Raw genomic sequence first — 19,807 nt, 5'->3', positions numbered from 1 at the left:
CCTGCGGTGCCTACTGGAGCGCGGAGGTGAGGCGAGCGAGGTTGTCGAGCACGGTCGACCGCAACGGCTGCTGCATCCACTCCTCGAGGGTCAACTCCCTGCTGAGCGAGCGGTACTTGTCTTCGACCTCACGCATCTCGGCGACGAACTCCTCGCCCCGCACGAGCATCGACACCTCGAGGTTCAGGCCGAAGGAGCGCATGTCCATGTTGCTGGAGCCGATGACGGCGACCTCTTCGTCGATCGTGAGGGTCTTGGTGTGCAGGATGTACGGCTTGCGGTACATCCAGATGCGCACCCCCGCCTTGAGCAGCACCTCGTAGTAGCTGCGCTGCGCGTGGTAGACCATGGCCTGGTCGCCCTCTTCCGACACGAACAGTTCGACGTGCACCCCCCGGTCGACGGCAGCGGTGACCGCGAGCAGGAGCGCCTCGTCCGGCACGAAGTACGGGCTGACGATCATGATCTTCTTCTTCGCCGCGTACAGCAGCGCGAGGAAGAGGCGCAGGTTGTTCTCGACCTCGAACCCCGGACCGGAGGGCACGACCTGGCAGTCGAGGTCGCCCGAGCCGATGTTCGCGTGCGCGATGTCGATCTCCGAGAGCACGACATCGGTCTCGCTGTACCAGTCGCTCAGGAAGATGGCGTTGACGCTCAGCACGACGGGGCCGTCGAGGCGCACCATGAGGTCGACCCAGTGCAGGCCCCGCTTGATGTTCTTCTTCAGGTTGTACGTCGAGTCCGTGATGTTCTGCGAGCCGAGGAAGGCCACGATCCCATCGACGACGAGCAGTTTGCGGTGGTTGCGCAGATCGGGGCGCTGCATCTTGCCCTTGAGCGGTTGGACCGGCAGCATCAGTCGCCAGTCGGCACCCATCGCGTTGAGACGGGCGATGGTCTGCTTGTACATCGGTTTGCCGCGGTTCGCCCAGTGGTCGAGAAGCACCCGCACCTCGACACCCCGCTCGGCCACCTCTTCGAGCGCACGGAAGAAGTTGTCTGTCGAGGAGTCGGACTGGAGGATGTAGAACTCGACGTGCACGTAATCCTCGGCGGTGCGGATGGCCTCCGCCATCTCGTCGAGCGACTCCTGGTAGTCGGAGATCAGGTGCGCGCCGTTGTCACCCGAGAGCGGGAGCGCCCCCAGCTTCTGGTTCATCTGGACGATCGGTCCGAACCACGCGGGTGCGTTCGGCCGAAGCGTGCCGAAGTGGAGATGCTCGCTGGTGTCGGCGATGTACTCGTTGATCTGGTCCTGCTTGCGGCGCCGTGCGCGCGGCAGGCGCGGGTTGCCGATCAGCAAGAACAGGAAGACACCGACGAAAGGGATGAAGAACACCGCGAGAAGCCAGGCCATGGCGGCCGTGGGCCGCCTGTTCCGAGGGATCACGATGATCGCCGTGACGCGGATCACGATGTCGAGGGCCACGAGGAAGGCGGCGATCCACCATCCCCAGGTCTCCGCGGTCATCGTTCCCCCTCACCACCGCGGTGACGATCACCTCGGACGCGCGCCGCAGCCGGCGCGCTGGCTTCACAGTAGCGGATGGGTCGGACTCAGACGCGCGGCGGGAGACCGCGGGCCGCGCGCTCTTCCGCCTCGATCTGCGCATGGACCTTGCGCTCGGTGCGGTCGAAGCGGAGGATGCCTCGGAGCACGAGGACGAACACGACGCTCACTCCGATGGTCGGCAGGAGCGACCATGCCACGGCGAGCCAGAAGTTGTCCATCACCCCATCGTACGCGAGCCACTCTTCATGCACATTCCCGGCTTCTCAGGATCTGCATCCACAATGAGTCGTCTCCTCCCCGACAGGCACGCGATTCGGTGACACTCTCGGGATGACAACAGTGCTTCGAGCCACCGATTCCGCCGCGTTCCTCGGCCTCGTCCCCGCCCTCGCCGGCTTCACACCCCACCGGAGCATCGTGCTCCTCCCGTTCCGCGGCGCCCGCACCGAGGGCGCGATGCGGCTCGACCTCCCGCACGAGGGAACACCCCTCGACCACTACGCCGATGGGGCGGTCGGACTCCTCTCGCGCGTCCCGGGCACCGACGCCATGGCCGCGGTCGTGTACACCGATGGGGAAGCGGAAGCCACGCGAGACGGCCTCGTCCTCCCGCACGTCGTGGCAGTGGAAGAGCTGCTCGGTTGCGCGGAGGATGCGGGTCTCCGGGTGATCGACGCACTGTGCGTCACCCCATCCGGCTGGTCCAGCTACATCGAGGCGATCCCCGAGCTTCGGAGTCTCGACGAGATATGCACCCCGGCTGACGTGTCGTCCGTCGCCGATGTCTCCGGAGACCAGGCCTCAGGCGTCGCACTCCCGGTGGTCGATCTGGCGGAGAAAGAGAGGGTCGGGAGGGCGTTGCTCGACGTCGCCGCGCTGCTCGACCCGGAGGGCGAGGTCCGTCTGACCGGACGGGAGCACCCCGAGTTGATCGCCGCCCTGGCGCTGCTCGAAGACATCCCCGCCTTCTTCGAGTCGGCGCTGACGATGCCGGGTGGCCTTCCCCCTTCGAGACGGCGGCGCTGCTGTGGTGCATGGAGCGTCCGCTGCTCCGCGACGTCGCCATCGCACAGTGGGCGACCGATCTCGCGGGCGGAATACGCGCTCTCGATGCCCAGATGGCGTTCGCCAGATCCGGCGAGATGGTGCCCGATGAACTGGGGCGCGTCTTCCTGGGTGAAGGCCCCGCTCCCGACACGGGTCGCCTGCGCCTCGCGCTCTCCGTCGTCCGAGAGGCGGCCGCGCGGGCACCACGGGCGTCGCGACCCGCACCGCTCACCGCGGCCGCGTGGTTGTCCTGGGCCCTGGGGCGGTCGACTCATGCCGGCATCTACCTCGAGCGCGTGCGCGAGATCGACCCCCGATACTCGCTGGCGGCGCTGCTCGACACCATGATCGGCATCGCCCTCCTTCCGGAGTGGGCGTTCCGTCGAGGCTCGGCCGGATGACGACCTGCCGAGCCCTACTTGACCAGAGGGAAGAGGATGGTCTCGCGGATCCCCAGGCCGGTGATCGCCATCAGCAGACGATCGATCCCCATGCCCATCCCGCCCGACGGCGGCATGCCGTGTTCGAGAGCCCGCAAGAACTCCTCATCGACGGGCATCGCTTCCACGTCGCCCCGTGCCGCGAGCTTCGCCTGCTCCACGAAGCGCTCGCGCTGGATCACGGGGTCGACGAGCTCGGAGTATCCGGTGGCCAGCTCGAAACCGCGGATGTACAGATCCCACTTCTCCACGACGCCGGCGATCGAGCGGTGTTCGCGCACGAGAGGCGACGTGTCGACGGGGAAGTCCATCACGAAGGTCGGTCGGACCAGATCACCCTTGACGAAGTGCTCCCAGAGCTCTTCGACCAGCTTGCCGTGAGTGGCCTGCGGGGGAAGATCGACATCATTGGCCTCGGCGAAGGCGATGAGGTCCTCGACCGAGTCCTGCGGAGTGATCGTGCGGCCGGACGCGGCCGAGAGCGACTCGTACATCGAGAGGCGATCCCACTCGCCGCCCAGGTCGTACTCGGTGCCGTCCGCCCAGGTCACGGTCGTCGACCCGGAGACGGCGATCGCCGCCTTCTGCACGAGCTCCTGGGTCAGCGCCGCCATCTGGTTGTAGTCGCCGTACGCCTGATAGGCCTCGAGCATCGCGAACTCAGGGCTGTGAGTCGAGTCGGCGCCCTCGTTGCGGAAGTTCCGGTTGATCTCGAACACGCGCTCGATGCCGCCGACGACAGCGCGCTTCAGGTAGAGCTCCGGAGCGATTCGCAGGTAGAGCTCGGTGTCGAAGGCGTTGGAGTGCGTGACGAACGGGCGCGCAGAGGCACCGCCGTGCTGCACCTGCAGCATCGGTGTCTCCACCTCGAGATAGTCGTGGCTGGTGAAAGTGGCCCGCAGGCTCGCGTTCACAGCGGCGCGAGCGCGGACGGTGGTACGCGCCTGCTCCCGGACGATGAGGTCGAGGTAGCGGCTGCGCACGCGCCCTTCCTCGCTGAGCTCTGCGTAGGCGTTCGGAAGAGGGAGGATCGCCTTGGACGCGATCTCCCAGCCGTCCGCCATGATCGACAGCTCGCCGCGGCGGCTGGAGATGACCTCACCGTGCACGAAGACGTGGTCGCCCAGGTCGACGTACTCCTTCCAGTCAGCGAGGGACTCCTCGCCGACATTCGCCAGCGAGATCATCGCCTGGATGCGCGAGCCGTCACCGGCCTGGAGCGTGGCGAAACACAGCTTGCCGGTGTTGCGACTGAACACGACGCGACCCGCGACACCGACGACGACACCGGTCTCGGCTCCCGCCTCGAGGGCGCCGTACTCGGCACGGAGCGCCGGGATCGTGTGGGTCACCGGCACGCTCACCGGGAAGGCCCCTCCTGCCGCGTCCGTGCGCTTCTCGATCAGACGCTCGCGCTTGGCGAGGCGCACGGCCTTCTGCTCGTGGACGTCCTCTTCGGTGGAAGGGTCGGTCGAGGCCGATTCGGGCGCGGCGGACGCGTCAGTCATGTGCGGGGCTCCTTGAAGTCCCTCCCAGTTTACCGAGCCGCCGTGCCGCTCTCCGGCGCGTGCTGGGTAGCCTCGAAGAATGGCCCACACACGGATCCTCCGCGCGTTCGCTGCATTCGCTCTCGCCTTCGCCGCCATCGCCGCCCCGACTCCGGTCGCAGCCGCGACGGGTGACGTCGTACCGGCGTCGAATCCTGGCGGTCTCCCCACCGTCGTCTCCGCGGAGGTGGACGACTTCTCCTACGCCTCCTGGGACGCCTCCTACCGTGTCGGACTCGATGAGGACGGCCGCGCGCGGATGCACGTGACCGAGACTCTGGTCGCCCGATTCCCCGGAACCGACCAGAACAGAGGCATCGTCCGCGGCCTTCCCACGTCGTACGAGGGAGCGAGCCTCGAGACGCGCATCATCGCGGTCACGGACGACGAGGGCGCCCCCGTCCCCTACGAGACCGACGAGGAGGACGGGCTTCTCTACGTCCAGACGGGCACTGACGACTATGTGCAGGGCCTCACCACCTATGTGATCGAGTACGAGATGCGAGACATCGTCCTCGCGACCAAGCCCGCGGCAGGAGCGACGACGCCCGCGGTCGACGAGTTCTACTGGGATCTGCTGCCGCTCGACAGCACACAGGGCATCGAGCGTTTCCGGGCCGATGTCGTGTTCGACGCCGCGATGACCGCGGCGCTGACGGGCGCGACGCGCTGCTACACCGGGACCTCGGGGTCGACGGAGACCTGCGATCTGCAAGGTCCGACCGTGACCGACGGTACCGCGACGTTCCGCGTCGAATCCGGCGAACGTCCGGCCGGAGACGGGGTGACGGTCGCGATCGGCTTCGACGCCGGCACCGTCGCGCAGCCCGCTGCCCGCACCCCCGATCCGGTCGGTGATGTCGTCCCGCTCGTCGCGGCCGGCGGTGCTGTGGCTCTCTCGGTCGGGAGCTGGTTCGCGGTCGCGGGATTCGCACGACGGAGGCGGAAGGCCACCGGGATCGTCGTCGCCCAGTACGACGTGCCCGCCTCGCTGCCGCCGTTGATCGCCGGAGCCATGATCCGCGGCGCGAAGGATGTCGTACCCGCCGAGATCGTGCATCTCGCCGTGGGCGGCGCCCTGCGCATCGAAGAAGGAGCGGAAGCGGAGCAGCCGCGACTGCGCCGTCTCTCCACCCCGCCCGCACTCGATGAACTCGATCAGGACGCCCTGGAGGCACTCTTCGTGGACGTCGACGCGGAAGGCGTGATCGACCTCCCCGCAGAGGACGAGGCGTTCGCCGCGCGGATGAGCGCCCTGGAGCAGAGCGGTGCGACCGAGGCGGCGGCGCGGGGTCTCACGGAAAAGGTCCGCAGTCGCGGCGCCGTCATCCTGCAGTGGATCGCGATCGGCATCGCCGCGGTCGGGCTGACGCTCGGGATCTGGGGAGCGAGCACGGGCCGCCTCTCCGCGATCCCCGCGCTCGTGGTGATGTCGTTCGTCGCTTTCCTCGTGCTCCTGTCGAGCCTGTACGCCTTCTCGAAGCACACGGTGCTCACTGCCGAGGGAGCCCGCACGTACGAGTATCTGCAGGGCGTGCAGGAGTTCATCCGCGTGGCCGAGGCCGACCGCCTGCGGATGCTGCAGTCGTACAGCGGAGCCGAGCGGCGGACGGCCGGTACCGCCGACGTCATCCACGTCTACGAGCGACTCCTCCCCTACGCGATCCTGTTCGGCATGGAAGACGAGTGGGGCGGAGTGCTCGAACGCGCCTACACGCACGAAGGGCGAGGAGCGACGTGGATCGGTGACCCGGCATCGTTCGCCCTTCGGATGCAGCTCGCGTCGTTCGTGGCGTCGTCTCACGCGGCCGCGACCTACTCGGCACCCTCGGCCGGCACGTCGTCGAGCGCCGGCGGATCGTTCGGCGGCGGGTTCTCCGGAGGCGGCGGAGGCGGCGGGTTCTCCGGCGGGCGGTGACCCGAGCGCGGTCAGCTCCGGTGCACCCTCAGGTCAGGGGAGGCGGGTCGGATGCATCGCGCAGGGCCCGCTCCACGGTCGACTGCACCAGAGCCGAGAGGTAACCCCCCGGATTCTCGATGCCGATCTCACGCAGCCGGGCGGTCGACTGTCCGATGATCGATCGGGAGAACTCCGTGGCCGTGGCGATGGCGTCGGCATAGGCCGGCCGGTCCTTCTCGGCGATCACCACCGGCTCACAGCCCATCTCCACAGCGAGCGCCTGCGCGATCGGCAACACCGGGGCCGGGGCCGTCACCGCAGCGAACGCCGCCTGCAACTGCCGCACGTCGATCGATGTCCCCGTGAACGTGATCGCGGGGTGGACGGCGAGCGGATGGCGCCGCGCTCTGCGGCCGGCCGCAGCACATCGATGCCGTATGCCGGATCGGTGTGCAAGACCAGCTGCCCGACCTGCCAGCCCCCGACCTCTGCGATCCCGGCGACCAACGAAGGCAGCTCGTCCGTGGGGACGGCGATGACCACGAGCTCCGCCCGGCGGACGACCTCCAGCGCGTCGAGCACGGGAACGTCCGGCAGCACCGCAGAAGCGCGTTCGTCATCGGATCCGCTGGTGATGCCGACCACGGCGTGCCCAGCCGCTCCGAGTGCCGCCCCGATCACAGGCCCTACCCGCCCCGCCCCGATGACCCCGACGCCCAGACGCCCGTCGCGAGACATGCTCACTCGCCCTGAGGAGCAGGAGGAGCAGGAGGTGCTGCCGGAGGAGGAGGTGCGATGAACGTCGGGGGCGGCGCGTAGGGTGCCGGCTGCGCTCCCGGTGGCGGAGGCGCGAGCGGAGGCACGAAAGCGGGAGGCGGTGACACGGGCGGCGGCCCCCGTAGGCGGGCGGCGCCGCGGGTCCTGCGACCGGAGCCGCGACCGCGTGCTGGCTCCAGCGGTGGGTGGTGTCCCGTGACGCGGCTTCGGCAGCGGCACGGCTCACGTCGTCGAGGAGCGCCAGCGCGTCGGCGCGCTCGAGACCGGAGAGGTAGCCCGTGATGGGGCCGGGCACGGAGTGCACCTGCGCGCCGGAGACACGCTGCGCACGATCGATCGGTCCTTGACTCAAGGACACGCCCTGCAGCCGGGCGAGGGGGAACACGGCGAGCTTGCGCCATACGATCCCCCTGCGCAGCAGCAGCCCGAATTCGGTGACCAGGTAGCCATGGCGCTTCCAGGAGAAGGGCCGTCGCCACCAGGCACGCCGCGGCATCGACCGATAGGGGTCGTCCTCGATCGGACCCATGACTCCCTGATCCCAGACGGACGGGATCCTGTCGGCCGGCACGTCGGGCAGCACGAGCGCGAGCACACGCTCGACATCGGCGCGTTTGCCGACCGGCAGCACCACGTTGAACTGCTGCCCGCTGCCGGACGACTGCTGAGCCGCACTCTTACCGCTCATCCGGTTGATCTTGATGGTCCACCAGCCGAACGGTCGCCACAGCAGAGACTGCGACACCTCGACGGCGAAGATGCGTCCGGGCGGAAGCGTCTCGGTCACGGTCGTCAGCAGCCCGTAGGTGATGCGCACCCCGTCGGGCGTGGGGGCGATCGAGTACCGCAGCGACTTCGAGATCTGCGCCCAGGTGATACCCACGACAGCCACGACCATCGGGATTCCCATGCCCAGCCCCAGGCCGAGCAGCACGACTCCACCGCCCGTATCGCCGTCGATGAACATGCCGATCAGCGCACTGCCGATCGCAATCGCGAAGATCGCACCGAAGAACACGAACCACAACAGTCCCGAGATCAGCTGCGACCCGACCAGGCGGCCCGTCGGGATCTTCACGACGCTCTCTGGTACGACATCGGCAAGGTCGACGCCCGCGATGAGTCCGTTGACACCGTCGTTCATCGACCCGACGAGCTGGGCACGAGCGGAGGTCGGAGCGGTCTGGGCGGGTGCGCCCGCCGAGGGGTTCAACGCGGCATCGCGTGCTGCCCTCGCCCCGGAAGCGAGTCGGAGGATGTCGGCACGGACCGACTCGGCTCGTGGCGTCGCCAGGTACTCCAGCTCGACGTTCGCGTCGTTGCCGGCTCCGACCACCTCCAGCTTCGCGAGCCCGATGATGCGAGCAGGGAACGGACGCGTCAGGTTCACGCCCTGAACCCGGTCGAGCGGCGCGCGACGGTGCGAGCGGAAGATAATCCCCTTGCGGACCTCCACATGGTCGCCGGTGATCCTGAACTGCTGGAAGCGCCAGACGAACCAGAAGATGAGGACGAGGACGACGACGAGTCCCAGCACGACGAGCAGTGCGACCAGGATCAGGTTGTTCGAGAGCACCCAGTCGACGGGATCGCCGCCCGTGTAGTCGCCGTAATGAGCCTCTTCCGGGGTGAAGATGCCCACGGCCCACGCGATGAGACGGTCGCGCATGTTCGCGATCACGATGCCCGCGATGATGATCAGCGCCAGGCCGCCCTTGAAGAGCGGCGTGAGCGGGTGCATGCGGTGCCACTCGCCGTTCGCCATGCTCGTCGACGGCACGGTGGCTTCCTGCACGGGCGCGGTGGGCGGAAGCTGCGGCTCGCTCACAGGCCTGTCCGGCGAGTCTCGGCGACCTGGATCAGCGTGTCGCGCAATGCCTCCGCGGCCTGCTGGGTGAGCCCGGGGATCTGCACACCGGTCGTCGCAGCGGCCGTCACCATCTTGAGCTGGGCGATCCCGAAGCCGCGGTCGAGCGGACCCTGCGTGATGTCCACGAGCTGCATGCGGCCGTAGGGCACGGCGATCATGCGCTGCCACAGGATGCCCTTGCGGAAGACGATGTCGTCGGCGCGCAGCATGTATCCGATCGCCTTGGCCTGACGGGGGAGGATGATGAGCGCGAACAGCGTGATGACGAGGATGATGCCGGCGGGGATCCACACCCACTGCTGGTCGAGCACGAGGCTCAGGACCACGGCGACGGCCGCGACGAAGACGAGGAAGATCACGTTCTGCAGCACCTGCGACACGACGTACCGCGGCGAGATCTGGTGCCAGGTGCCGTCGAGCTCGAGGCGTGCTTCATTGCGTGCGGTGCGCAGTTCCGAATAGGTGCCCCGATCGAGCGCGTCGAGGTCAGTGCCCTCCGCCGGGTTCAGGGGCGCGGTCTCTGGGTTCTGAGTCATCAGGATCCTTCGGCAGGGTGCAGAACTGTTCGGCGACGAGTGCGGCGATCACGAGGACGATCGCGCTCCCGATGAGGGCCAGCATGGCCACAGTCGACCCTACCTGTGGATCGACCGGCCGGGACAGCAGGAAGACCAGCAGCCCGGCACCGAACCCCGCCATGATGGCGCCCAGCAGGCTCGAGGCCCTCGCGAGGGTCGCCGCCCTGAGCGCCCGGAACGGGTCGATGCGGATGCCCGATCGCACGCTGCGACGCACCGGCCAGGCGACACCCACCGATGCTGCGGCGATCAGGACCAGGAGCACCGGCAGGAAGAGCGAGGGAGTGAAGGTGACGCGGCCCGTCGCGGTCAGCATGTGATCGAGGAGGAAGCCGGCACCCGCAGCGAGCAGTGCAAGCACGATGAGGACCCCGGCGGAGGTGCGCCATCATCTCGTCGTCCCGTGCGCGCAGACCGGCCGCGAGATCCGCCACCTTCCCCTGCCCGAGGAGCTCGGCCTCGGGGTCGACGTCCAGCCAGGGCTCCAGCACGAACAGACGCTCCCCGGCGCGCGGGTGCGGCAGGCGCAGACGCGGCTCGTCCGAGATGACGTCGCCGTAGGCGATGAGGTCGAGGTCGAGGGTGCGGTCGCCCCCACCTCCCGGCGCTCCCTGCCGTTCTCCTCCTCGATGGCGTGCAGCATTCCGAGGAGGATCTCGGGGCGAGCCTGGTCGTGACCAGGGCGACCGCGTTCACGTAGCCCGGTGCCTCGGGATCGGGACCGTCGAGCGTGAGGGCGACGGTCTCGAAGAGTCGCGACAGTCGCACCTCGCTGACCAACGGCAGCCGGGCGATCCGCGCTGCTGCCGTCTCGATCGTCGCCTGGCGGTCGCCGAGGTTCGCGCCGAGCGCGACGACAGCCTCGGTCTCGGGCTGCCGTTGCGCAGGGACAGGACGATCGAGCGGGTTCGCGAGGTTACGACTCATACGGTGATGTCCTCCAGCGCCTCGAAGGCGCGGCTGCGGCGCACCGTGACGGAGACGTCGGCGAAACTCACGGCGATGGGGGCGTGCGGTTTGTGGACGGTCACAGACACGTTCTGCACCCGAGCATCCGCCAGCGCCACCTCGGCGATCCGCTCTGCGAGCGTCTCGATCAGGTTCACCGGTTCACCGGCCACGACAGCGGCCACCTTCTCGGCCAGTTCTCCGTAGTGCACCGTGTCGCCCACGTCGTCGGTCGCCGCGGCCTGCTCGAGTGACAGGCTCAATCGGAGGTCGACCGTGAACTCCTGCCCCTCTTCGCGCTCGTTCGCGTACACGCCGTGGTGGCCGAAGACGGTCAGACCGGTGAGGACGATCTCATCGAGGGAATCCATGTGTCTAGCGTACGGGGGACGCGCGCTCTCGGCGGGGTGCGGTTTCAGCCGGCCCAGGCGCGCGCGATCGCGAGCGCATCCCGCGTGGCAGCGACGTCATGCACCCGGACGGCCCATGCTCCGGCACGCATGGCGAGCGCGCTCGTCACTGCGGTCGCGAGGTCGCGCCGCGACTCCGACACCTCGTCCCCCGCTCCTGCGCCCTGCCGCAGGGTCTCTGCCAGAAAGCGCTTGCGGGACGTGCCGACGAGAACACGGGGACCGAGGGCGACGATCTCATCGAGCCCGCGCAGCACATCCCAGTTCTGGGACCCCGCTTTCGCGAACCCGACACCGGGATCGACGATCAGACGAGACGGAGCGATCCCAGCCGCTGCCGCCTCGCCCATGCGCTCGTGAAGCTCGCCCGCGACCTCGCGTGCGACGCGACGATACTCGGCATTCGCGTACATGTCGGCGGAGAACCCGCGCCAGTGGCCGATGGCGAAGTCCGCGCCCGACTCGGCCACGGCCGCAAGCATCTCCGGATCGGCCAGTCCCCGGACACATCGTTGACGATCCTGGCTCCCGCCCGCACGGCCGCGGCAGCCGTGCCGGCGCTGAGCGTGTCGATGCTCACGGGCGCGCCCGCGGCGACGAGACGTTCGATCACAGGGAGCACCCGCTGCTGCTCGACCTCGTCGCCGACACGGTCTGCGCCGGGTCTGGTCGATTCCCCGCCGATGTCGAGAACGTCTGCGCCCTCTGCACGCAGCCGCAGGCCGTGAGCGACGGCACTGTCGACGTCGAGGTAGCGCCCGCCGTCACTGAAGGAATCCGGCGTCACGTTGACGATGCCCCAGATGGCCGTCATCCGTGCGCGCTTCCGGTGAGCGCCGACGCACCGATCAGCGTGATGAGCTCTGCCCTGGCGGCGGGGTCGGTGTACTCACCGCGTGCGGCGATCGTGAGGGTCGAAGCCTCGGGCTGCCGACCGCCGCGCATCGTGACGCAGCCGTGGCTGGCGTCGAGCACCACGAGGACGCCGCGCGTGTCGAGGTGCTCCGCGAGCGTGTCGGCGATCTGCTCGCCGAGGCGCTCCTGCACCTGAGGGCGCGCAGCGAGGATCTCGACCACGCGGACGAGCGCCCCGAGTCCCACGACCTGTTCACCGGGGAGGTACGCGATGTGGGCGTGGCCGGCGAACGGCAGCAGGTGGTGCTCGCAGACGGAGCGGAAGCGGATGTCCCGCAGCAGCACAGCGCCGGACGGGAGGGTGTCGGGCGCGGGGCCTCGTGAGACGCTGATGGTGCGCGCGAGGGGCACGGCAGCATCCTCCCCCACCCCGGAGAAGAACTCCGAGTACAGCTCGGCCATCCTCGACGGAGTCTGCTTCAGCCCCGGGCGATCCGGATCCTCGCCGATCGCCTCGAGCAGTTCTCGGGTGAGACGCTCGACACGTTCCCTGTCGACGGCCACGTCACGCCGTCGCAGGCCGCGGGTGCCCGGCTCCCGCCGAACCCTGCTGCGTGCGCGGTGCGGTGGCCGGAGCCTCGACGGATGCTGCGAGCGAGACGTCCTTCTTGGGCACCTCGATCGGGGGGCGCTCCGACACCGGACGGTCCTCGCTCGAGAGCCACAGGGGACGCTCGGGAAGCTTCTTCACCTCAGTGAAGATCTCGGCGATCTGGTTGTGGTCGAGGGTCTCCTCCTCGAGGAGCGCCAGGGCGAGCTTGTCGAGGATGTCGCGGTTCGCGCTGATGACCTCGTACGCCTCGTTGTGCGCCTGCTCGATCAGGGCGCGCACTTCGGCATCCACCCGCTCGGCGACCTTCTCGGAGTATTCGCGGCCTCGTCCCACGTCGCGCGCGACGAACATGTCGCCGCCCTCGGTGCCGAGCTTCACGGGGCCGACCTGCGTGGTCATGCCGTACTCGATCACCATCTTGCGGGCGATCGACGTCGCCTTCTCGATGTCGTTCGACGCGCCGGTCGTCGGGTCGTGGAAGACGATCTCCTCGGCGACACGGCCGCCCATCGCGTAGGTCAGCTGATCCTGGAGCTCGTTGCGGGTTACCGAGTACTTGTCGTCGAGCGGCAGGACCATCGTGTACCCGAGCGCCTTGCCGCGGGGCAGGATCGTGATCTTGGTCACGGGGTCGGTGTAGTTCATGGCAGCTGCCGCGAGCGCGTGGCCGCCCTCGTGGTACGCCGTGATGAGCTTCTCCTTGTCGCGCATCACACGGGTGCGACGCTGCGGTCCGGCGATCACACGGTCGATGGCCTCGTCGAGGGCACGGTTGTCGACCAGCTGCGCGTTCGAGCGCGCGGTGAGGAGCGCCGCCTCGTTGAGCACGTTCGCCAGGTCGGCACCGGTGAAACCGGGCGTCTTGCGGGCGACGACCTCGAGGTCGACGTTCTTCGACAGCGGCTTGCCCTTGCTGTGCACTTCGAGGATCTTCTGACGGCCCTTGAGGTCGGGGGCGTCGACGCCGATCTGACGGTCGAAGCGGCCGGGGCGAAGGAGCGCGGGGTCGAGGATGTCCGGGCGGTTGGTCGCTGCGATCACGATGACGTTCGCGTTCGGGTCGAAGCCGTCCATCTCCACCAGCATCTGGTTGAGGGTCTGCTCGCGCTCGTCATTCCCGCCGCCCATGCCGGCACCGCGGTGGCGACCGACGGCGTCGATCTCATCGATGAAGATGATGGCAGGGGCGTTCTCCTTGGCCTGACCGAAGAGGTCGCGCACGCGGGAGGCGCCGACGCCGACGAACATCTCGACGAAGTCGGATCCGGAGATCGAATAGAAGGGGGCGCCTGCCTCGCCTGCGACGGCGCGGGCGAGGAGCGTCTTGCCGGTTCCCGGAGGGCCGTACAGGAGCACGCCCTTCGGGATGCGGGCGCCGATCGCCTGGAACTTCGCGGGGTCCTGCAGGAACTCCTTGATCTCATGGAGCTCTTCGATCGCCTCGTCGGCACCTGCGACGTCGGCGAAGGTGACGGTCGGCGTCTCCTTGTTGACGAGCTTGGCCTTCGACTTGCCGAACTGCATGACCTTGCCGCCGCCGCCCTGCATCGACGAGAGGAGCCACCAGAAGAGGAGGCCCAGCAGCACGAGCGGGAGCAGGAGCGAGAGGAAGCCGTCGAACCAGGTCGCGCGCGGGACGGCGTCGTTGAAGCCGTCCTTGGGTGCGGCCTCGTTGATCGCGCTGACCACCTCGTCTGCGCGGGCGTCGACGTAGTAGAACTGCACGTTCTCGGAGCCTTCGAACGGCTTGGAGAGCGTCATGTCGACGCGCTGATCGCCGTCCGTGTTCACGACCTTGGTGACCGTCTCGCCGTCCAGGAGCTTCAGGCCCTCCTGGGTGGTGATCTGCGCGGGCGCACCCAGATTCGAGATCAGCAGGAATCCGCCGAAGAGCAGCACGCCGATCAGCGCGACGTAGATCAGCGGATTCCGGGTGAGCTTCTTCACATCCATGATCGGATCAGCGTATCGCGCGCGTCCTAGGGGGTCGCTGTGCGTTCACCCACGGCGTAGCGCGTCGGCGGTCAGGAGTACACGTGCGGCGCGAGCACCGCGACGTCGCGCAGGTTGCGGTAGCGCTCGTCGTAGTCGAGGCCGTATCCGACGACGAAGTCCGTGGGGATGTCGAAGCCCACGTACTTGCAGTCGATGACGACCTTCGCCGCCTCCGGCTTGCGCAGCAGCGCCAGCACCTCGATCGATTCCGCGCCGCGCGACCCGAAGTTCTCGAGCAGCCAGCTGAGCGTGAGGCCGGAGTCGATGATGTCCTCGACGATCAGGACGTGCTTGCCGTTGAGGTCGGTGTCGAGGTCCTTCCTGATCTGCACGACGCCGCTGGATTTGGTGCTCGCTCCGTAGCTCGACACGGCCATCCAGTCCATGGGTGCGTGGAACGGCAGGGCCCGTGCGAAGTCGGCCATGACCATGACGGCGCCCTTGAGCACGCCGACGAGCACGAGGTCCTTGCCGGCGTAGTCCTCGGCGACCTGCGCCGCCAACTCATCGAGCTTGGCGAGGATCTCCTCCTCTGTGACGAGGATCTGTGCAAGGTCGTCCTGGATCTCCGCGGCGCGCATGGATCGATTTTAGGCGACGTCGCCGCGTGCTTCGACGCAGGGCCGCGGATATCTCCCCAACGCCGACCATCCGCACTACTCTGAGCGGGAGATGCGGGCGGACGCCCCGGACGGAAGGATTCACCATGGCTCTTGACGACATCCTCGCGCAGGTGCCGATCGACGACATCGCGGAGAAGCTCGGTGTCTCGCGGGACGAGGCGAAGGTCGCGGTCGAGCAGGGCGGCGCCGTTCTGCTCGGCGGGCTCGCGAAGAACGCGGAGACCGAGGAGGGGTCGGCCGCGATCCAGAACGCCCTGAAGAAGCACTCAGGCACCACCGGCGCCGCGAAGGTCGACGACATCGATCAGGCCGACGGCGGCAAGATCGTCGCGCACATCCTCGGCTCGAAGGAGAAGCAGGTCACGAAGGAGCTCACCGAGTCCAAGGCGACCCCCGGCATCGACTTCGGCAAGCTCCTCCCGATCCTCGCCCCCATCGTGATGGGGCTCATCGCGAACGCCAGCAAGGACAAGACGTCGAAGGCGGAGACCGGAGGCGAGAGCTCCGGCGGCATCGGCGACGTGATCGGCGGCATCCTCGGCGGCGGCAACGGCGGCTCCTCCGGCGGCATCGGCGACGTCATCGGCGGCCTGCTGGGCGGAGGCAGCAGCAGCTCAGGCGGAGGCATCGACCTCGGCGGCATCCTCGGCGGCCTCTTCGGCGGCAAGAAGTAGGGCGCACACACGCATCCGGTCGCGAAGCGACCGCGTCCCGCGAGTCCTGCTCAGCGGCCGGATGCGGTGAACACGATGCGTCCACCGCGGCGCACGGCAGAGCATTCGGGAAGGTCGATCGGGCCCTGACCTCGCCAATCGGTCACCAGGCGTGCGACCTCGACGGTCTGCGTCCTCGTGAGGCTGACCCCGAACTCGCTGTCGACCACGAGGCGGATGATGCGGTTGCGCAGCGCCGCTGGATTCGCGGCGAGCGCGGCGACGCTGACCGAGATCCCCGCCTCGGCGTGCTCGACGATGTCCTCGATCGTCTCGTGGATCATCTCGTCGAAGGCCTCCGCGTCCTCCCTGAGTTGTTCTGCGGTGCGCGCGAGGGCATCGGCGATACCAGGGCCCAGCTCGGCCTCGAGCACCGGCAGCACCCGCTGACGCACCCGCACTCTGGCATAGCGGTCGTCGAGGTTATGGGGGTCGTCCCAGAACTCGAGATCGGATGCCGCGCAGAACGCGCGAGTGGTCTCGCGACGCACGGCGAGCAGCGGGCGGATCCAGCGGAGCCCGTCTTCGTCCTCGCGCGAGGGTGCCATGCCCCGCAGACTGGTCGCGCCCGACCCTCGGGCAAGCCCCAACAGCACGGTCTCCGCCTGGTCGTCGAGCGTGTGCCCGAGCAGCACCGCTGACGCTCCTTCCGCGCGGGCGACGCCGGCGAGTGCCTCGTACCGGGCGTCACGAGCGGCGGCTTCGATTCCCGAGCCGGACGACCGGTCGACCTCGACGCGGGTCTGCAGCGCGTCATCGACGCCCGCTGTCGCCGCCGCGACCGCTGCCCTGCTCGCGACGAGGGACGACTCCTCCTGCAGTCCGTGGTCGACGGTCACGGTGAGAATGCGGATCCCCCGACGACGGGCCTCGAAGACGGAGGCGGCGGTGAGCGCGAGCGAGTCCGCTCCTCCGGAGAGCGCGACGGCGATCGTCGATCCCTCGGGGAGATCGGCGAGTGCGGTGCGGACGGCGAGGCGGACCTCAGCGACGGCGGGAGCGAGTGACGACACAGAACAACGGTAGGGCACAGCCCGCTGTCGCTGCCGTGTGCGGATACCGTCTCGGGTCTATCCTGACGCCGTGACCGATACCCCCCGCACGAGGCCGACTCCGAGCGATCGCTTCAAGGCGTTCATCGATGCCGTCGTCGCGATCGCCATGACCTTGCTCATCCTCCCCCTGATGGAGTCCATCTCCGAGGCGGCGTCCGCGCACGTGAGCACCGCGGAATTCCTGGGCGAGCACTCGGGTCAGCTCCTCAGCTTCGGTCTGAGCTTCCTCCTCATCGCGACGTTCTGGATGGGACATCACCGCCAGTACCGGGACGTGGAGTTCGTCACCGGCCCCCTGCTGTGGATCAATGTCGCCTGGATGGCGACGATCGTGTGGCTGCCCGTGCCCACCGCCATGATCGGGCAGATGGACACCGACGCGTTGCAGGCTGTGGTGTACATCGGCACGTTGATCATGACGCAGGTCACCACGCTCGCCGGGTGGCTGTACCTCGCGCGTCACCCCGAGCTCGGCTCCGTGTCGAGCGAAACCATCCGCCTGGGAGCCATCGGAGACCTCGCGTCGATCATCCTGTTCACCGCGGCGCTGGCCATCGCCGTCGTCGCCTCTCCGAACGGCTACGCAGGGCTCCTCCTGCTGCTCCTGAGCGACCCGATGAGCCGCCTGCTGAATCGCCTCCTGCGCAGACGTGGGAAAGGCATCCCGACGCCTCCTGCCGACGCCACCTCGTGAGGGCGCCGACCCCCGGTCGCCAAGAAGCCGACGGTAGGCTGGTCGGCGGTATCCAACCGAACTTTTCCTGAGGAGCACACGTATGGGCGCACACGACGCCGTCATCGAGATCCCGCGCGGCAGCCGCGTGAAGTACGAGGTCGACCACGAGACCGGGCGAGTCCACCTCGACCGCGTGCTCTACACGACCTTCGGCTACCCGGCCGACTACGGCTACTTCGACAACACGCTCGGTGAGGACGGCGACCCGCTCGACGTGCTCGTGCTGCTCGACCACGCCATCTACCCGGGCGTCGTCGTCGAGGTCCGTCCTGTCGCGGTGCTGAAGATGAGCGACGAGGCCGGCGGAGACGACAAGCTCGTCGCCGTGCTGTCAAAGGACCCGCGCTGGGCGCACATCCAGGACATCGACGACATCGCCGACTACACGAAGAAGGAGATCTCGCACTTCTTCGAGCACTACAAGGACCTCGAGCCCAACAAGTGGGTCAAGGTCGACGAGTGGGGGAACGCCGCCGAGGCGCAGCGCATCCTCGACGAGGCGATCGTCCGTTTCGGCGAGCAGGGCCACTGACCCTCGCGCTCACGCAGAAGACCCCCGGCTCCGCACCAGCGGCCGGGGGTCTTTCGTCTGTCGTGAGGCGGATGTTCAGGCGGAGACGCCGTGTCGCGCCAGGAACTGCACCGGGTTGACGGCCTGACCGTTGACGTACACCTCGAAGTGCAGGTGGCAGCCGAACGAGCGACCGGTGTTACCGGCATACGCGATGACCTGTCCGGAGCGGACCCACTGCCCGGAGCGGACGAGGATCCCGCCGTTGCGGATGTGCGCATAGCCGGTGCCGATTCCGCCACCGTGCTGGATGCGGATGTAGTTCCCGTAGCCGCCGTTGCCGCCCGCGTAATCGACCGTGCCGGACTGAGCGGCATAGATGGCAGCGCCGCACCCGTTGGCGAAGTCGGTGCCGTAGTGGAAGCTCGACGAGCAGCCCTGGGGACCGCACTGCTGCGACCGGGGACCGTAGCCGGAGCTCTTGCCCCCGCCGTGCGGACGGCACCAGCCGCCGCTGCCCTGGGATCCCCGCCGCCGCCACCGCCACCACCGCCGCCACCGTTGCCGGCGGCTGCTGCTGCGGCCTCGCGGGCCTCGCGCTCGCGTCGCTCCTCTCAGCGGCCTCGACGCCTGCCCGGAACCCGGCGACGGTCTTCGCGGTCGTGTCCTTGAGCGCCGCGAGCTGCGCCTGCATGGTGGCGAGGTTCTCGGACTGCTCGTCGAGCGCCGCCTGAGCAGCGTCCGCAGCCTGCTGAGCCACGACCATCTTCTCTTCGGCGATCTTCTGTAGCCGGTCGCGCTCATCGCGCGCCAGCACCGCCTGGTCGCTGAGAGACTGCGCGGAGTTTCGCGCCGCGACCGCGTCGTCGTACACCGACTGGTTGTACTCGAACAGCTTGTCCATGGTGCCGAGGCGCGCGAGGAGCTCGTCGGCGTTGTCGGCTGAGCCGGTGAACAGCAGCTCCAGGGAGGTGTCGTCACCACCGTTGCGGTACAGCTGCGCCGCGACCTGGCCGGCCTTCTTCGCCGAGTCATCGGCCTTCGCGGCCTGTTCGTCGGCCTTCGCCTGAAGGGAATCCGCCTCGGTGGCTGCGGCGAAGTACTTCTGCTGGGCCTCGTAGAACTCGTCCGAGGCGACCTGCGCAGCGGCCTCCGTCTCGGCGACCTTCTGGGTCAGCGACTGGATGAGCCCCTCGATGCGAGTGACTTCGGCCGACTTCGCCGCTTCGTTGTTCTTGGCACGCTGCACGTCGTCCCAGCTCGGGTACGTGGCGGCATAGGCGGCGGAGACCCCGTTGGAGATGCCGAAGGCGCTGAGCGCGACGACACCGAGCACGCCGAGCCCGAGGGCCCCGCGACGGCTGAAGCCCTCTTTGCCGAACGCGCGCTGTTCGGACGGGCTGGGTGCGCAGCCGCAATCGTCTGAGGCCGCGGCAACCGCAGCGTCCAGAGCTTTCTGGTGGTCGTTCACACGGCCCCTTCCGCCGGTTTCACAAATGCCACACTAACAACAACTTTCACATCCGCACCAGAGCCGGGGAGAGCGGATACGGCGACGCCCACATGCACCCATCGTCCTCCCGAAACACGCCCGGGGGAAGACGCCGCGCCCTCGATTCGCGATTTGCTCGGATCATCCCTTATGCTTGAGCGTCGGCAAGGAAGTCCCCCGGGAC

At 68.4% G+C, this 19,807-nt stretch carries 17 protein-coding genes and 3 pseudogenes; 5 read left to right on the top strand and 15 right to left on the bottom strand.

The window, feature by feature from the left end:
- Nucleotides 1-10: 10 nt before the first annotated feature.
- Together cls and G4G29_RS03895 are read right to left on the bottom strand one after the other, a co-directional pair.
- Nucleotides 11-1,471, bottom strand: coding sequence for a cardiolipin synthase (cls, locus tag G4G29_RS03900; protein ID WP_183151884.1), 1,461 nt, complete (start codon nt 1,469-1,471; stop codon nt 11-13).
- A gap of 86 nt (nt 1,472-1,557) precedes the next feature.
- Entirely contained in the window at nt 1,558-1,731 is a 174-nt protein-coding gene (locus tag G4G29_RS03895; protein WP_183151883.1) for a hypothetical protein, read from the bottom strand.
- Nucleotides 1,732-1,843: 112 nt separating this feature from the next.
- Here G4G29_RS03895 and G4G29_RS03890 point away from each other — a divergent pair, with 112 nt between their 5' ends.
- Nucleotides 1,844-2,908, top strand: a complete 1,065-nt coding sequence (locus G4G29_RS03890) for a DUF4192 family protein (RefSeq protein WP_244632374.1) — start codon at nt 1,844-1,846, stop codon at nt 2,906-2,908.
- 67 nt (nt 2,909-2,975) lie between these two features.
- Here G4G29_RS03890 and lysS read toward each other — a convergent pair whose 3' ends face one another.
- On the bottom strand, nt 2,976-4,508 hold the full coding sequence (gene lysS / locus G4G29_RS03885) for a lysine--tRNA ligase (RefSeq protein ID WP_183151882.1): 1,533 nt from the start codon (nt 4,506-4,508) through the stop codon (nt 2,976-2,978).
- Between the two features lie 79 nt (nt 4,509-4,587).
- Between lysS and G4G29_RS03880 the strand changes: the two genes are divergently transcribed.
- Nucleotides 4,588-6,465: a DUF2207 domain-containing protein gene (locus G4G29_RS03880; protein ID WP_183151881.1), complete on the top strand. Its 1,878-nt coding sequence runs from the start codon at nt 4,588-4,590 to the stop codon at nt 6,463-6,465.
- A gap of 28 nt (nt 6,466-6,493) precedes the next feature.
- On the opposite strand, the pseudogene G4G29_RS03875 reads toward G4G29_RS03880, so the two are convergent.
- The 10 genes and pseudogenes from G4G29_RS03875 to hpt form a co-directional block, all read right to left on the bottom strand.
- Nucleotides 6,494-7,128: pseudogene (locus G4G29_RS03875) on the bottom strand (DUF2520 domain-containing protein).
- On the bottom strand, nt 7,064-9,052 hold the full coding sequence (locus tag G4G29_RS03870; protein ID WP_244632373.1) for a PH domain-containing protein: 1,989 nt from the start codon (nt 9,050-9,052) through the stop codon (nt 7,064-7,066). The pseudogene G4G29_RS03875 and the gene G4G29_RS03870 overlap by 65 nt, the downstream one beginning before the upstream one ends.
- Nucleotides 9,049-9,630, bottom strand: a complete 582-nt coding sequence (locus G4G29_RS03865; RefSeq protein ID WP_183151880.1) for a PH domain-containing protein — start codon at nt 9,628-9,630, stop codon at nt 9,049-9,051. The genes G4G29_RS03870 and G4G29_RS03865 overlap by 4 nt, the downstream gene beginning before the upstream one ends.
- Entirely contained in the window at nt 9,581-10,033 is a 453-nt protein-coding gene (locus tag G4G29_RS03860) for a DUF3180 domain-containing protein (RefSeq protein WP_244632372.1), read from the bottom strand. Before G4G29_RS03860 ends, G4G29_RS03865 begins: the two co-directional genes overlap by 50 nt.
- A gap of 49 nt (nt 10,034-10,082) precedes the next feature.
- Nucleotides 10,083-10,599, bottom strand: a pseudogene (gene folK, locus G4G29_RS03855) (2-amino-4-hydroxy-6-hydroxymethyldihydropteridine diphosphokinase); the annotation flags it as partial.
- Nucleotides 10,596-10,991 (bottom strand): dihydroneopterin aldolase, encoded by a 396-nt coding sequence (gene folB, locus G4G29_RS03850; protein WP_183151879.1) that lies wholly within the window; start codon nt 10,989-10,991, stop codon nt 10,596-10,598. The gene folB and the pseudogene folK, both read right to left, overlap by 4 nt.
- 44 nt (nt 10,992-11,035) lie before the next feature.
- Nucleotides 11,036-11,844, bottom strand: a pseudogene (gene folP / locus G4G29_RS03845) (dihydropteroate synthase).
- Nucleotides 11,841-12,449: a GTP cyclohydrolase I gene (folE, locus tag G4G29_RS03840; RefSeq protein WP_183151878.1), complete on the bottom strand. Its 609-nt coding sequence runs from the start codon at nt 12,447-12,449 to the stop codon at nt 11,841-11,843. Before folE ends, folP begins: the two are co-directional and overlap by 4 nt.
- A gap of 1 nt (nt 12,450) precedes the next feature.
- Nucleotides 12,451-14,451: an ATP-dependent zinc metalloprotease FtsH gene (gene ftsH / locus G4G29_RS03835; RefSeq protein WP_183151877.1), complete on the bottom strand. Its 2,001-nt coding sequence runs from the start codon at nt 14,449-14,451 to the stop codon at nt 12,451-12,453.
- A 71-nt stretch (nt 14,452-14,522) separates the two neighbouring features.
- Nucleotides 14,523-15,074, bottom strand: coding sequence for a hypoxanthine phosphoribosyltransferase (hpt, locus tag G4G29_RS03830; RefSeq protein ID WP_183151876.1), 552 nt, complete (start codon nt 15,072-15,074; stop codon nt 14,523-14,525).
- A 125-nt stretch (nt 15,075-15,199) separates the two neighbouring features.
- Between hpt and G4G29_RS03825 the strand changes: the two genes are divergently transcribed.
- Complete coding sequence (locus tag G4G29_RS03825) at nt 15,200-15,790, top strand: DUF937 domain-containing protein (protein ID WP_183151875.1); 591 nt, start codon at nt 15,200-15,202, stop codon at nt 15,788-15,790.
- Between the two features lie 50 nt (nt 15,791-15,840).
- Here G4G29_RS03825 and tilS read toward each other — a convergent pair whose 3' ends face one another.
- The gene (gene tilS, locus G4G29_RS03820) at nt 15,841-16,842 is read right to left on the bottom strand and encodes a tRNA lysidine(34) synthetase TilS (RefSeq protein ID WP_183151874.1); all 1,002 of its coding nucleotides are present in this window, start codon (nt 16,840-16,842) and stop codon (nt 15,841-15,843) included.
- A 70-nt stretch (nt 16,843-16,912) separates the two neighbouring features.
- Here tilS and G4G29_RS03815 point away from each other — a divergent pair, with 70 nt between their 5' ends.
- A complete protein-coding gene (locus tag G4G29_RS03815; protein WP_183151873.1) occupies nt 16,913-17,578 on the top strand; it encodes a TMEM175 family protein in 666 nt (221 codons plus the stop codon).
- An 82-nt stretch (nt 17,579-17,660) separates the two neighbouring features.
- On the top strand, nt 17,661-18,152 hold the full coding sequence (locus G4G29_RS03810; RefSeq protein WP_046014122.1) for an inorganic diphosphatase: 492 nt from the start codon (nt 17,661-17,663) through the stop codon (nt 18,150-18,152).
- Nucleotides 18,153-18,227: 75 nt separating this feature from the next.
- Here the strand turns inward: G4G29_RS03810 and G4G29_RS23810 are convergent, their stop codons facing one another.
- Entirely contained in the window at nt 18,228-18,935 is a 708-nt protein-coding gene (locus G4G29_RS23810) for a M23 family metallopeptidase (protein ID WP_345941148.1), read from the bottom strand.
- Nucleotides 18,936-19,807 lie beyond the last annotated feature (872 nt).

This window comes from Microbacterium sp. Se63.02b (genome assembly GCF_014171575.1).
GTDB lineage: Bacteria > Actinomycetota > Actinomycetes > Actinomycetales > Microbacteriaceae > Microbacterium.
Note: the sequence above shows the minus strand (reverse complement) of the source record. Positions and strands in the feature narration are given on the sequence as shown.

What these genes read in the sequence shown, in the direction of transcription:
- cls (WP_183151884.1), bottom strand. Translation starts at nt 1,471, where the DNA reads ATGACCGCGGAGACCTGGGGATGGTGGATCGCCGCCTTCCTCGTGGCC.
- G4G29_RS03895 (WP_183151883.1), bottom strand. Translation starts at nt 1,731, where the DNA reads ATGGACAACTTCTGGCTCGCCGTGGCATGGTCGCTCCTGCCGACCATC.
- G4G29_RS03890 (WP_244632374.1), top strand. Translation starts at nt 1,844, where the DNA reads ATGACAACAGTGCTTCGAGCCACCGATTCCGCCGCGTTCCTCGGCCTC.
- lysS (WP_183151882.1), bottom strand. Translation starts at nt 4,508, where the DNA reads ATGACTGACGCGTCCGCCGCGCCCGAATCGGCCTCGACCGACCCTTCC.
- G4G29_RS03880 (WP_183151881.1), top strand. Translation starts at nt 4,588, where the DNA reads ATGGCCCACACACGGATCCTCCGCGCGTTCGCTGCATTCGCTCTCGCC.
- G4G29_RS03865 (WP_183151880.1), bottom strand. Translation starts at nt 9,630, where the DNA reads ATGACTCAGAACCCAGAGACCGCGCCCCTGAACCCGGCGGAGGGCACT.
- folB (WP_183151879.1), bottom strand. Translation starts at nt 10,991, where the DNA reads ATGGATTCCCTCGATGAGATCGTCCTCACCGGTCTGACCGTCTTCGGC.
- ftsH (WP_183151877.1), bottom strand. Translation starts at nt 14,451, where the DNA reads ATGGATGTGAAGAAGCTCACCCGGAATCCGCTGATCTACGTCGCGCTG.
- hpt (WP_183151876.1), bottom strand. Translation starts at nt 15,074, where the DNA reads ATGCGCGCCGCGGAGATCCAGGACGACCTTGCACAGATCCTCGTCACA.
- G4G29_RS03825 (WP_183151875.1), top strand. Translation starts at nt 15,200, where the DNA reads ATGGCTCTTGACGACATCCTCGCGCAGGTGCCGATCGACGACATCGCG.
- G4G29_RS03810 (WP_046014122.1), top strand. Translation starts at nt 17,661, where the DNA reads ATGGGCGCACACGACGCCGTCATCGAGATCCCGCGCGGCAGCCGCGTG.
- G4G29_RS23810 (WP_345941148.1), bottom strand. Translation starts at nt 18,935, where the DNA reads ATGAGCGCGACCGGCTACAGAAGATCGCCGAAGAGAAGATGGTCGTGG.